This is a genomic window from Saccharopolyspora flava, assembly GCF_900116135.1.
GTDB lineage: Bacteria > Actinomycetota > Actinomycetes > Mycobacteriales > Pseudonocardiaceae > Saccharopolyspora > Saccharopolyspora flava.
Map to the genome: position 1 here is coordinate 334,994 of NZ_FOZX01000004.1, position 11,612 is coordinate 346,605.

The following is an 11,612-nucleotide window of genomic DNA, read 5'->3' on the forward strand; positions in this document are numbered from 1 at the left end:
GGAGAACGGAGGGCGCATCCTGTTCACCATCACCGTTCGCGATCACGTCATGATCGCCCACAGCTTCCGGGGCGAGACCTTCGGTCCCGCGCAACGCCTGCACGGGGCGACGTACGTGGTGGACGCGACGTTCCAGCGCGAACAGCTCGACGCCGACAACGTCGTCGTCGACATCGGCCGCGCCACCGAGCAGCTCGGCGAGGTGCTGGCCGAGCTCAACTACCGCAACCTCGACGAGGTCGAGGAGTTCGCCGGGATCAACACCTCGACGGAGTTCCTGGCCAAGGTCGTCGCCGATCGGCTCGCCGACCGGATCGGCTCCGGCAAGCTCGGCGCCTCCGCGCGCGGGTTGAGCGGGCTGAAGGTCGTGCTGCACGAGTCCCACGTGGCGTGGGCCGGGTACGAACGCGAGCTGTGAGGGTCCACTGGGTCGTCCCCGACGACGAGCTGCCCAGCGGCGGCAACGTCTACGACCGGCGCGCCGCCACCGGCCTGGCGGAGCTGGGGTTCGAGGTGCGGGTCAGCGCGGTCGCCGGGGCGTGGCCGCAGCCGGATCGCGCGGCGCTGGACCGGCTCGGCCACGCGCTCGGCGGCATCGCCGACGGGGAGGTGGTGCTGTTCGACGGGATCGTGGCCTGCGGTGTTCCGGACGTCATCGCCGCCCACGCCCGCCGGCTGCGGGTCGCGATCCTGGTGCACCTGCCGCTGGCCGACGAGACCGGGCTCAGCGCCCGGACCGCGGCGCTGCTCGACGCCGCCGAGCAGCGGGCGCTGAGCGCGGCGGAACTCGTCATCACCACCAGCCCGCAGACGGCCCGGCGGCTCCCCGGTGCCCGGATCGCGATCCCCGGGACCGATCCCGCGCCGGTCGCGACCGGCACCGACGGGGTGTCGCGGCTGCTGTGCGTGGCCGCGCTGATGCCCCGCAAGGGGCAGGAACTGCTGCTGCGGGCGCTCGACGACATGCCGCTGACCTGCGAGTTCGTCGGCCCGGAACGGGACTCCGGGTACGCGCGGGTGCTGCGGGAACGCGGCGGCGTGCTGCGCGGACCGCTCACCGGCGCCGAGCTCGACGAGGTCTACGCGAGCGCGGACCTGCTCGTGCAGCCGTCCCTGGCCGAGACCTACGGGATGGCCGTCACCGAGGGCCTGGCCCGGGGCATCCCGGTCATCGCCAGCGCCGTCCCGGACGCGCTCGGCGACGGCGGCCTGCTCCTGCCGCCCGGCGACCTCGACGCCCTCACCGCCGCGCTGCGCGACTGGGTCGCCGATCCCGCGTTCCGGGAGCGGCTGCGCGCGGCCGCGCTGCGCCGCCGCGCGGAGCTGCCGACCTGGGACGCCACCGCGCGGCAGCTGGCCGCCGCGCTCACTAGCCTGGAGGCATGACCGCCGCCGGATTCGACCCGGAGTGGTTGGCGCTCCGCGAACCCGCCGACGCCGCCGCCCGCGCGGCGGACCTCCTCGACCCCCTGCGCGTGGTGTTGGCGCGTCGCTTGGGGGCGGTTTTAGCCAGAACCGCCCGGGATCTCGCCCCCGAAACCCCGGGCGATTCTGGCAAAAACTGCCCCCAGGTGACGATCCGAGATCTCGGGAGCGGCACCGGGTCGATGCGGAGGTGGCTGAGCGGGCGGCTCGGTGTCGCGGAGCGCTGGGTGCTGCAAGACCGCGACCCGGAGCTGCTCGCCCTCGCCACCCGGGACCTTGCCGCTGGGACGGACGGGCTTGAGGTGCGGGTCGCGGAGATCGGGGCGCTGACCGGGGCCGATCTGACCGGAACGTCGCTGGTCACGGCTTCGGCGTTGCTGGACGTGCTCACCGCTGGGGAGGTGGACGTGCTCGTGGACGCGTGCGTCGAGGCCGGGTGTCCGGCGTTGTTGACGCTCACCGTCACCGGCAGCGTCGAGCTCGATCCGCCGGGACCCTTCGACCGCAGGTTTGAGGCGGCCTTCAACCGGCACCAGCGCTGCCGCGGGCTCGGCCCGGACGCCGTCGCCCACGTCACCGCCGCGTTCGAGGAGCGCGGCGCGACCGTGCTCACCCGGCCGAGCCCCTGGCGGCTCGAACCCGGCCCGCTGACCGAGCAGTGGCTGCGCGGCTGGGTCGAGGCCGCCTGCGAGCAGGAACCGGACCTCGCCGAAGCGGCACCCGACTACCTGCGACGGGCGGGGGAGCTCAAGGCCGTCGTCGGGCACGCCGACGTCCTGGCGATCCCGGGGGAGCGGACGTGATCCGCCGGCTGTGGCCCTGGCTGCGCGTGCTCGCGGCGGTCGGGATCCTCGCGGTCCTGGCCTGGCGGCTGGGCACCGACGCGTTCCTCGACGGACTGCGCGCGATCGGTCCGCTGACGGTCCCGGCGGCGCTGGGCATCGGCCTGGCCACCACGGTGTTCAGCGCGTGGCGGTGGTGCGTCGTCGCGCGCGGTCTCGGGCTGCGGCTGCCGCTGCGCGCGGCCGTCGCCGACTACTACCGCGCGCTGCTGCTCAACGCCGTGCTGCCGGCCGGGGTGCTGGGCGACGTGCACCGGGCCGTCAGCCACGGGCACCGCTCCGGCGATCTCGGCGGCGGCGTGCGGGCCGTGCTGCTGGAGCGCTTCGCCGGGCAGATCGCGCTCCTGGTGGCCGGGGCGGTCGTGCTGGTCGCCGATCCGATGCCGCAGGTGCCGGTGCTGCCCGCGGTGCTCGTCGTCGGCGTCCTCGCCGGGCTGGGACTGCTGGTCCCGGCGGTGCGCCGTGCCGCGGTGACGTTCTGGCGGGACGCGCGGCGCGGCGTGCTCACCCGGCGGGCGGTGACGCCGGTGGCGGTGTCGTCGCTGGCCACCGTCGCCGGGCACCTGGCCCTGTTCCTGGTGGCCGCCCGCGCTTCCGGGGCGCAAGCGCCGTTGGGCGTGCTGCTGCCGCTGCTCGTGCTCGCCCTGCTGGTGATGGCGCTGCCGATCAACGTCGGCGGTTTCGGTCCCAGGGAGGCGTTCCTGGCGCTGGCCTTCGCCGCCACCGGGCTCGACCCGGCGCAGGGCCTGGCGACCTCGGTGACCTACGGGGCGCTGACCCTCATCGCCGCGCTGCCCGGCGTGATCGTGCTGTTCAGTAGGCGATCCGGTGGCACAGCGCCGGAAGCCCCGCCGCCAGCAGCTCGGGAAGATCCTCGAACCGGCTCTCGCCGCTGATCAGGTGGTCGAAGACCGGATCGGTCAGCAGCTCCAGCGCCAGACCCATCCGCTGCGCGAAGTCGCGGCGGGGATGGGCGACCGTTCCGACCTGGCTGCCGCGGATCGTCAGCCGCCGCGAGTGGAACGACTCGCCCAGCGGCACGGTCACCGCCCGGTCGCCGTACCAGCTCAGCTCGACCACCCGGCCATCGGTGGCCAGCAGTTCCAGCGAGCGGGCCAGGCCCTGCTCGCTGCCGCTGGCGTGCACCACGAGATCGCACTCGCCGTCGGCGTCGGCGGGCGCGGCGAAGTCGACGCCCAGAGCGCGCGCCGTGGCCTCGCGCGCCGGGTCGACGTCGACCAGCTGCACCCGGACACCGGGGAAGCGGGCCAGGATCGCGGCCGCGCTGCAGCCCACCATCCCGCCGCCGACCACCGCGATCCGGTCGCCGACCAGCGGCGCGGCGTCCCACAGCGCGTTGACCGCGGTCTCCACCGTTCCGGCCAGCACCGCGCGCCGCGCCGGGACCTCCGGCGGCACGATGCTGACCGCCGAGGCCGGGACGACGTAGCGGGTCTGGTGCGGGTGCAGGCAGAACACCGTGCGGCCCACCAGTTCGGGCGGGCCCTCCTCGACGGCGCCGACGTTGAGGTAGCCGTACTTGACCGGCCACGGGAACTCGCCCTCCTGGAACGGCGCCCGCATCCGCTCGTGCTGCGAGCGCGGAATTCGCCCGTGCAGCACGAGATCCTCGGTTCCCCGGCTGATCGCCGAGAACAGGGTGCGCACGGCCACCTGATCCGGCGAACGCCCGGGCAGCGCGGCGCGCCGGATCTCGCCCCGGCCGTGCCCGGTGACCCACAATGCCCGTGCGGTCTCTGCCATCGATGACCTCCGAGAACAGGGTGGACATGATCGAACTCCACCGCAACACCGCCGAGCACCTGGCGTGGGCGGGCGTGCAGGTGCTCGCGCTGCTCGCCGTCGCCGCGACGCTCGGGCTGGGGCCGCTGGGCTGGGCCGCCGGAATCGGTTGCGCGCTGGGCACCCAGGCGCTGGTGCGCCGCGCGATGCTCCGCCACGCAACCACCTGTCTCGGCCCCGCGGACCGGATCACGCTGGTGCGGGCGGCGCTGACGGCGGTGATCGCGGCGCTGGTGGCCGACGGTGTCGGCCCGGGACTGCTGGTGGTGCTCGGGATCGTGGCGCTGATCAGCGACTTCCTCGACGGGCAGGTGGCCCGGCGCACCGGCACCACGTCGGCCTTCGGGGCGCGGTTGGACATGGAGGTCGACGCGTTCCTCATCCTCGTGCTCAGCGTCCACGTCGCGACGGAGCTGGGGCTGTGGGTGCTGGTGATCGGGCTGATGCGCTACGCGTTCGTCGCCGCGTCGTGGCGGTGGTGGTGGCTGCGCGCGGAGCTGCCGCCGAGCCGTGCGCGCAAGACCGTCGCGGCGGTGCAGGGCATCGTGCTGGTCGCGGCGTCGTCGGGCGTCGTTCCGCACGCCGCGACGGCGGTGCTGCTGGCGCTGCTGGCTCTCCTGTGGTCGTTCGGCCGGGACGTGCTGTGGCTCAGGCGTTCTCGGACGTGACCTTCGGGAAGTAGCGCAGCACGGCGACATCGCCGATCTTCGTCACGTCCTCGAGGTGGAAGCGGCGTTCCGGGCCGCCGGGGAACAGCGCCGGGTGCAGGAAGCGCGGCGCGGCCTGCTGGCCGATGAGCATCGGCGCGATCGCCATCCGCAGCTCGTCGGCCAGGCCGGCGCGCAGGAACCCGGTGTGGATGCAGGTGCCGCCCTCGACCATGAGCCGCCGCACGCCCCGCGCCCCGAGGTCGTCAAGCATCTCCCCGAAGTCGATTTCCGGTCCCATCGCGGCGATTTCGGCGAATCGGTCCACAGTGGTCGATGCTGCTCCGGCGTCGGTGGTGTAGACGAGCTTGGCGCCGTCGAGGTGCCACAGCCGCAGCGCGGGCGCGAGGTCGCCGCTGCCGGAGACGACGACCTTCATCGGGTGCTCCGGCAGGCCCCGGGCGAGCCGGGCGGCGCACCGCTCGGCGCTGCGCACCAGGAGCCGCGGGTCGTCGCGCCGGACGGTGCCCGCGCCGAGCAGGATCGCGTCGGACTCGGCGCGCACCTGGTCGACGTGGTCGAAGTCGGCGGCGTTGGACAGCGGGAAGCGCTGCGGGCTCACGTCGTCGATGCAGCCGTCGGCGCTGACGGCGACGCTGAGCAGAACGTGGGGGCGCGTCACGACCGCCACGGTACCGATTGATCGTCGGCAACGCTCCCTCCAGCGGAATCAACAAAGTGTTGACAAAACCCGGTGACGGCCGACACTATTCTGTGGAACGGAAACAAACATCCGCGATACGGAATTAAGGGGACGGCTGCGATGAGTCACGCACTGCCCTACGAGGTGAACTGCTCGATCCTGCTGACCGAGCTGCCGCTGCTGGAACGCCCGGCCGCGGCCAAGGCCGCCGGGTTCGACGCCGTCGAGTTCTGGTGGCCGTTCGACACCGCGGTGCCCGCGCAGCGCGACGTCGACGCCTTCGTCCGCGCCGTCGAGGACGCCGGCGTGCGGCTGGTCGGGCTGAACTTCTTCGCGGGTGACATGCCCGGCGGCGACCGCGGCCTGGTCTCCTGGCCCGAGCGCAGCGGCGAGTTCCGCGACAACGTCGACGTCACCGTCGCCATCGGCGAGCGCCTGGGGTGCACGGCCTTCAACGCCCTCTACGGCAACCGGGTCGACGGCGCCTCCGCCCGGCAGCAGGACGAGCTCGCGGTCGAGAACCTCTCCCTGGCGGCCAAGGCCGCCGCCAGCATCGGCGGCACCGTGCTGGTCGAGCCGGTCAGCGGCCCGCAGCCCTACCCGCTGCGCACCGCCGCCGACGCGCTGGCGGTCATCGACCGGGTGCAGGCGGCCTCCGGCGCGACCAACCTCGGCCTGCTCGCCGACCTCTACCACCTGGCGGTCAACGGCGACGACGTCGACGAGGTCATCGCCGACCACGTCGACCGCATCGCGCACGTGCAGATCGCCGACCACCCCGGCCGCAACGAACCCGGGACCGGGTCGCTGCCGCTGCAGCAGCAGCTGGCCGCGCTCGAACGCGGCGGCTACCGCGGCTGGGTCGGCCTGGAGTACAAGGCCGGCGGCCAGGCGGGCGCCTTCGACTGGCTCCCGCGCGAGCGCCGCAGCTGACACACCGAAGCGTTCCCGAGGAGGAAGCAATGAGCTCGATCGCGTTCATCGGCCTGGGCGTCATGGGCAGCCCCATGGCCGTGCACCTCGCCAACGCCGGCCACGACGTGACCGGCTACAACATCACGCCGCACAAGTACGGCCCGCTCAAGGAGGCGGGCGGCGGCTCGGCCGACTCGATCGCCGAAGCCGTCTCGGGGGCCGAGATCGTCTGCGTGATGGTCCCCGACAGCCCCGACGTCCGCGACGTGCTCACCGGCGACAACGGCGTGTTCGCCAACGCCAAGCCGAACGCGCTGATCATCGACTTCTCCAGCATCCGCCCCGACGTGACCATCGAGCTCGCCGAGGAGGCCGCCGCGAAGGGCTTCCGGCTGCTCGACGCCCCCGTCTCCGGTGGTGAGGCCGGGGCCAAGAACGCGGCTCTGTCCATCATGGTCGGTGGCTCGGCCGAGGACTTCGCCGCCGCGGCGGAGGTCTTCGACCACGTCGGCAAGACCGTCGTGCACGTCGGTCCCAGCGGCGCGGGCCAGACCGTCAAGGCCGCCAACCAGCTCATCGTCGCCGCCAACATCCAGGCCCTGTCCGAGGCCGTGGTGTTCGTCGAGTCCTACGGCGTGGACGTCGAGGCCGCGCTGGAGGTCCTCGGCGGCGGGCTCGCCGGATCGGCGGTGCTCAACCAGAAGCGGTCGAACATGCTCAACCGCAGCTTCGACCCGGGTTTCCGCATCGACCTGCACCACAAGGACCTGGGCATCGTCACCGCCGCCGCCCGCGAGGCCGGTGTGGTCGTCCCGGTCGGCTCGCTGCTCGCGCAGCTCATGGCCGCCGCCCGCGCCCAAGGCGACGGCGGGCTCGACCACTCCGCCCTGCTGCGCGGCGTCGAACGCCTCTCCGGCCGCAGCACCACCTGACCCCGCCGCCCGACGCGGGGACGACGGGGTGCGGCCGCGCACAGGTGACGGACCGCGGCCGCACCCCACCCCCCCGACCACGGCGGTTCCCGGTGACCCGAATACGCCGGTAATCCGTCACCCGATTACTGCGGTATTCGGGGACCCGATTACGGCAGTTTTCGGGGATCCGATTACGGCGGTATTCCGTCACCCGGTTACGGCGGTATTCGGGGACCCGATTACCGGCGTAATCCGCTACTCCCGCAGCGAGACCTGCCCCTGACGCCGAAACGAGGACGAACATGACGCGCATGCGCACCGTGGACGCCGCTGCCCTCATCCTGGAGAAGGAGGGTGCCACCCAGACCTTCGGGCTGCCCGGCGCCGCGATCAACCCGTTCTACAGCGCCATGAAGGAGCACGGCGGCATCCACCACGTGCTCGCCCGGCACGTCGAGGCCGCCTCGCACATGGCCGAGGGCTACACGCGGGCGGAGCCGGGCAACATCGGCGTCTGCGTCGGCACCTCCGGCCCTGCGGGCACCGACATGATCACCGGGTTGTACTCCGCCTCGGCGGACTCCATCCCGATCCTGGCGATCACCGGTCAGGCGCCGGTCGCCAAGCTGCACAAGGAGGACTTCCAGGCCGTCGACATCGAGTCGATCGCCAAGCCCGTCACCAAGTGGGCGGTGACCGTGCTGGAACCCGCGCAGGTGCCGGGCGCGTTCCAGAAGGCCTTCCAGCTGATGCGCTCCGGACGCCCGGGCCCGGTGCTCATCGACCTGCCGCTGGACGTGCAGCTGGCCGAGATCGAGTTCGACATCGACACCTACGAGCCGCTGCCGGTCGCCAACCCGCGCGCCACCCGCGCGCAGGCCGAGCACGCGCTGGAGATGCTGGCCGCCGCCGAGCGGCCGCTGATCGTCGCCGGTGGCGGGGTCATCAACGCCGACGCCTCGGCGCTGCTGGTGGAGTTCGCCGAAACCCTGGGCGTCCCGGTCGTGCCGACGCTGATGGGCTGGGGAGCCATCGCCGACGACCACCCGCTGGCGGCGGGCATGGTGGGCCTGCAGACCTCGCACCGCTACGGCAACGCGACGCTGCTGGAGTCGGACTTCGTGCTCGGCATCGGCAACCGCTGGGCCAACCGCCACACCGGCGGGCTCGACACCTACCGGGGTGACCGGACTTTCGTCCACGTCGACGTCGAACCCACCCAGATCGGACGGGTTTTCGCGCCCGACTACGGCATCGTCTCGGACGCCCGCGCGGCGCTGGAGGTCTTCCTCGACGTCGCCCGCGAGTGGCAGCGCGAGGGCAGGCTGGCCGACCGCGGCGAGTGGGCCCGGCGGTGCCGGGACCGCAAGGCCGCGCTGCTGCGCAAGACCCACTTCGAGTCGGCGCCGATCAAACCGCAGCGGGTGTACCAGGAGATGAACCGCGCGTTCGGCCCCGACACCCGGTACGTGTCCACGATCGGGCTCTCGCAGATCCAGGCGGCCCAGATGCTGCACGTCTACCGGCCGCGGCACTGGATCAACGCCGGTCAGGCCGGTCCGCTGGGCTGGACCGTCCCGGCGGCGATCGGTGTCGCCACGGCCGATCCCGAGTCCACCGTGGTCGCGGTCTCCGGCGACTACGACTTCCAGTTCCTGGTCGAGGAGCTGGCGGTCGGCGCGCAGTTCCACATCCCGTTCGTGCACGTGCTCATCAACAACGCCTACCTCGGGCTGATCCGGCAGGCGCAGCGCGGGTTCGACATGGACTACCACGTGCAGCTGTCGTTCGAGAACATCAACGCCCCGGAGGTCAACGGCTACGGCGTCGACCACGTCAAGGTCGTCGAGGGGCTGGGCTGCAAGGCGCTGCGGGTGTTCGACTCCGACGGCATCTTCGACGCCCTGGAGCAGGCCAAGAAGCTCGTCGCCGAGCACCGCGTCCCGGTGGTCGTGGAGGTCGTGGTCGAGCGGGTCACCAACGTGTCGATGGGCACCGAGATCGACGCGGTCAACGAGTTCGAGGCGCTGGCCGAGTCCGGCGCCGACGCTCCGACCGCGGTAGCGGGCCGGTCATGAGACTGGTCAGGGTGGGCGAACCCGGCGCCGAGCGGCCGGGGGTGTTGGACGCTGCGGGCCTGGTCCGCGACGTGTCCGGGTTCGCCCACGACATCGACGGCGACCTGCTGGCCGACCCCGAGCGCCTCGCGGCGATCGCGGCCGGCCGGCAGGCCCTGCCGGAACTGCCCGCGACGCGCTTCGGCCCGCCGATCGCGCGTCCGGGAACCGTGGTGGGCATCGGCCTGAACTACCGGTGCCACGCCGCCGAGGCCGGTGCCGAACCACCGGCCGAGCCGATCGTGTTCCTCAAGCCCAGCGGCGGGATCATCGGCCCCAACGACGAGATCGTGCTGCCGCCGGGCAGCGCGCACACCGACTGGGAGGTGGAGCTGGGCGTCGTGATCGGCACCCGGCTGCGCTCCTGCCCGGATCCGCGGACGGCGCTGCGGTCGGTGGCGGGTTACGTCGCGGCCAACGACGTCACCGAGCGCGCGCAGCTGGCCAGCGGGCCGACGTGGGTGCGCGGCAAGTGCCACGACACCTTCACGCCGCTGGGCCCGTGGCTGCTCACCGCCGACGAGATCGGCGATCCGCAGGACCTGCGGCTGGAAGCGCAGGTCAACGGGATCCCGCGGCAGCGGGGGAGCACGGCCGACATGGTCTTCGGGGTCGGCGAGCTGCTGGCCCACCTGAGCGGCCTGATGACGTTGCACCCGGGGGATCTGGTGCTCACCGGAACCCCCGCCGGAGTCGCGGCTCTGCAGCCGGAGCCGCGCCCGTTCCTCCGTCCCCGGGACGTGGTCGACATCGAGGTCCAGCACCTCGGGCGCCAGCGATCCACGATCCGGGGATAGGAGGTCCGGGGTGGGAGGCGCTCTGCCGGACGCCTCCCACCCCGGGTCCCGGTGCGTCGGTAGTCCACAGAGGACGGTACTCCGGCGTGCCGGAAAGGCTCATCGGTGTCGCCTCAACGGGTCATTCAGGTGACCCCATCAGGTGATCAAGCGGAATGCGTGCCCCGTGGTTCACTCCGCATCGCATTCATTTTCGCTGGTCAAACGGAATATACCGCCGTTGCGGCGCTGATCGAGTTCGCGTGGCGGCCGGGGTGGTGGCGGGTTAGTGTTCGCGCGAACTTGATCACCCGCTCAGGGGGAACTTCGGTTCCTCCCCGGAGAAGGCAGGTATCGGATGCGAACGCTCCGCGAAAGAAGCTGTTGGACAGCGGCTCTCACCCTCGGTGCCGGACTGGTCGTCGGCGTCCTCCCGGCCTCGGCCGACACGACGGACAACGACGGCATCAACCTCGGCAACGACAACAACACCAGCGTCGCCCCGGTGCAGCTGTGCGGGAACAACGTCGGCGTGCTCGGCGCCGTCGCCCCGATCGGCTCGGGTCAGGACGTGGAGTGCACCAACGCTCCCGTCGTCGACCACCCCGAGGCCGCCGAGGTCCCCGAACCTCCGGCCGAGCAGCCCCCGGCCGAGCAGCCCCCGGCCGAGCAGCCCCCGGCCGAGCAGCCGCCCGCCGAGCAGCCGCCGGCGGACTCGGGCACCGAGGTCCTGCCCGAGCAGGAAACCCCGGCCGACTCCTCGACCCAGGTGCAGGACACCTCCGAAAGCCTCCCGGAAGCCCCGTCCCCCGAGGCGGCCGAAGGCCACGTCGCCGTCACCGGCTGACCACCCCGACCGGTCCAGCATCCCCCGCCCCGGTCTCGCGCAGTCTCGTCAACGCCGGCCGCTCTGCGAGTTCCCCACCGCAGACCGGCCGGCGTTGACGCGTCCGCACCCGGATGGCAGACGTCCCGGAGGTGGAGGCGATGTCGGTACGGTGGTGGGGAGATCGTCTTCAAGGAGTGGGCATGGGTTTGTTCGGTGGCATGATGGGCAACGCCTCGGGGATGGACCCGCAGGCGGCTGCGAAGGAGTTCGGCAGGCTGCTGGCGCAGGGGGAGCAGATCCACGCCGCCTACCAGCTGATCCGGGACTCGCTGATCTTCACCGACCGGCGGTTGATCCTGGTGGACAAGCAGGGCGTGACCGGGCGCAAGATCGAGTACCACTCGTACCCCTACCGCAGCATCACGCACTTCTCGGTCGAGACCGCGGGCACCTTCGACCTCGACGCCGAGCTGAAGTTCTGGGTCTCCAGCATGCCGGAACCGGTGTCGCAGCAGTTCGGCAAGGGCGTCGACGTCTACGAGGTGCAGGCCCTGCTGGGCGCGTTCGTCGCCCGGTGACCACCTGAGGTCGCGCACGGCCCCTGATCCCGTCGGGACCAGGGGCCGTGCTGCGTCTCGCCC

At 72.5% G+C, this 11,612-nt stretch carries 13 protein-coding genes; 11 read left to right on the plus strand and 2 right to left on the minus strand.

Features of this window, described 5'->3' with window-relative positions:
- Positions 1–19: 19 nt before the first annotated feature.
- The 4 genes from BM424_RS14940 to BM424_RS14955 are packed head-to-tail and all read left to right on the plus strand — an operon-like array spanning position 20 to position 3,163.
- The gene (locus tag BM424_RS14940; protein WP_093417818.1) at positions 20–418 is read left to right on the plus strand and encodes a 6-pyruvoyl trahydropterin synthase family protein; all 399 of its coding nucleotides are present in this window, start codon (positions 20–22) and stop codon (positions 416–418) included.
- Positions 415–1,386, plus strand: a complete 972-nt coding sequence (locus tag BM424_RS14945) for a glycosyltransferase family 4 protein (RefSeq protein WP_093417821.1) — start codon at positions 415–417, stop codon at positions 1,384–1,386. The genes BM424_RS14940 and BM424_RS14945 overlap by 4 nt, the downstream gene beginning before the upstream one ends.
- Entirely contained in the window at positions 1,383–2,228 is an 846-nt protein-coding gene (locus tag BM424_RS14950; RefSeq protein WP_093417824.1) for a hypothetical protein, read from the plus strand. Before BM424_RS14945 ends, BM424_RS14950 begins: the two co-directional genes overlap by 4 nt.
- Complete coding sequence (locus BM424_RS14955) at positions 2,225–3,163, plus strand: lysylphosphatidylglycerol synthase transmembrane domain-containing protein (RefSeq protein ID WP_245775864.1); 939 nt, start codon at positions 2,225–2,227, stop codon at positions 3,161–3,163. Before BM424_RS14950 ends, BM424_RS14955 begins: the two co-directional genes overlap by 4 nt.
- Here the strand turns inward: BM424_RS14955 and BM424_RS14960 are convergent.
- Positions 3,081–4,031 carry a zinc-dependent alcohol dehydrogenase gene (locus tag BM424_RS14960; RefSeq protein ID WP_093417827.1) on the minus strand — a complete coding sequence of 317 codons (951 nt, stop codon included), beginning with the start codon at positions 4,029–4,031 and terminating at the stop codon, positions 3,081–3,083. The genes BM424_RS14955 and BM424_RS14960 overlap by 83 nt on opposite strands.
- A 26-nt stretch (positions 4,032–4,057) precedes the next feature.
- Between BM424_RS14960 and BM424_RS14965 the strand changes: the two genes are divergently transcribed.
- The gene (locus BM424_RS14965) at positions 4,058–4,738 is read left to right on the plus strand and encodes a CDP-alcohol phosphatidyltransferase family protein (RefSeq protein WP_093418273.1); all 681 of its coding nucleotides are present in this window, start codon (positions 4,058–4,060) and stop codon (positions 4,736–4,738) included.
- Here BM424_RS14965 and BM424_RS14970 read toward each other — a convergent pair.
- On the minus strand, positions 4,719–5,399 hold the full coding sequence (locus BM424_RS14970; RefSeq protein WP_093418276.1) for a RibD family protein: 681 nt from the start codon (positions 5,397–5,399) through the stop codon (positions 4,719–4,721). The two genes, BM424_RS14965 and BM424_RS14970, sit on opposite strands and share 20 nt — an antisense overlap.
- A gap of 141 nt (positions 5,400–5,540) precedes the next feature.
- Here BM424_RS14970 and BM424_RS14975 point away from each other — a divergent pair, with 141 nt between their 5' ends.
- From BM424_RS14975 to BM424_RS15000, 6 genes are all read left to right on the plus strand, one after another.
- A complete protein-coding gene (locus tag BM424_RS14975; protein ID WP_093417829.1) occupies positions 5,541–6,353 on the plus strand; it encodes a hydroxypyruvate isomerase family protein in 813 nt (270 codons plus the stop codon).
- Positions 6,354–6,382: 29 nt separating this feature from the next.
- Positions 6,383–7,267 (plus strand): 2-hydroxy-3-oxopropionate reductase, encoded by an 885-nt coding sequence (locus tag BM424_RS14980; protein WP_093417832.1) that lies wholly within the window; start codon positions 6,383–6,385, stop codon positions 7,265–7,267.
- A 284-nt stretch (positions 7,268–7,551) separates the two neighbouring features.
- Positions 7,552–9,327: a glyoxylate carboligase gene (gene gcl, locus BM424_RS14985; protein ID WP_093417834.1), complete on the plus strand. Its 1,776-nt coding sequence runs from the start codon at positions 7,552–7,554 to the stop codon at positions 9,325–9,327.
- Complete coding sequence (locus BM424_RS14990) at positions 9,324–10,163, plus strand: fumarylacetoacetate hydrolase family protein (RefSeq protein ID WP_093417837.1); 840 nt, start codon at positions 9,324–9,326, stop codon at positions 10,161–10,163. The genes gcl and BM424_RS14990 overlap by 4 nt, the downstream gene beginning before the upstream one ends.
- Before the next feature lie 337 nt (positions 10,164–10,500).
- Positions 10,501–10,989 carry a hypothetical protein gene (locus BM424_RS29205; RefSeq protein WP_217649710.1) on the plus strand — a complete coding sequence of 163 codons (489 nt, stop codon included), beginning with the start codon at positions 10,501–10,503 and terminating at the stop codon, positions 10,987–10,989.
- Between the two features lie 182 nt (positions 10,990–11,171).
- On the plus strand, positions 11,172–11,549 hold the full coding sequence (locus BM424_RS15000; protein ID WP_093417838.1) for a PH domain-containing protein: 378 nt from the start codon (positions 11,172–11,174) through the stop codon (positions 11,547–11,549).
- Positions 11,550–11,612 lie beyond the last annotated feature (63 nt).

Excerpts from the sequence above, each read along its gene's own strand:
- BM424_RS14950 (WP_093417824.1), top strand. The coding sequence starts at position 1,383 with ATGACCGCCGCCGGATTCGACCCGGAGTGGTTGGCGCTCCGCGAACCC.
- BM424_RS15000 (WP_093417838.1), top strand. The coding sequence starts at position 11,172 with ATGGGTTTGTTCGGTGGCATGATGGGCAACGCCTCGGGGATGGACCCG.
- BM424_RS29205 (WP_217649710.1), top strand. The coding sequence starts at position 10,501 with ATGCGAACGCTCCGCGAAAGAAGCTGTTGGACAGCGGCTCTCACCCTC.
- BM424_RS14975 (WP_093417829.1), top strand. The coding sequence starts at position 5,541 with ATGAGTCACGCACTGCCCTACGAGGTGAACTGCTCGATCCTGCTGACC.
- BM424_RS14960 (WP_093417827.1), bottom strand. The coding sequence starts at position 4,031 with ATGGCAGAGACCGCACGGGCATTGTGGGTCACCGGGCACGGCCGGGGC.
- BM424_RS14965 (WP_093418273.1), top strand. The coding sequence starts at position 4,058 with ATGATCGAACTCCACCGCAACACCGCCGAGCACCTGGCGTGGGCGGGC.
- gcl (WP_093417834.1), top strand. The coding sequence starts at position 7,552 with ATGACGCGCATGCGCACCGTGGACGCCGCTGCCCTCATCCTGGAGAAG.
- BM424_RS14990 (WP_093417837.1), top strand. The coding sequence starts at position 9,324 with ATGAGACTGGTCAGGGTGGGCGAACCCGGCGCCGAGCGGCCGGGGGTG.
- BM424_RS14980 (WP_093417832.1), top strand. The coding sequence starts at position 6,383 with ATGAGCTCGATCGCGTTCATCGGCCTGGGCGTCATGGGCAGCCCCATG.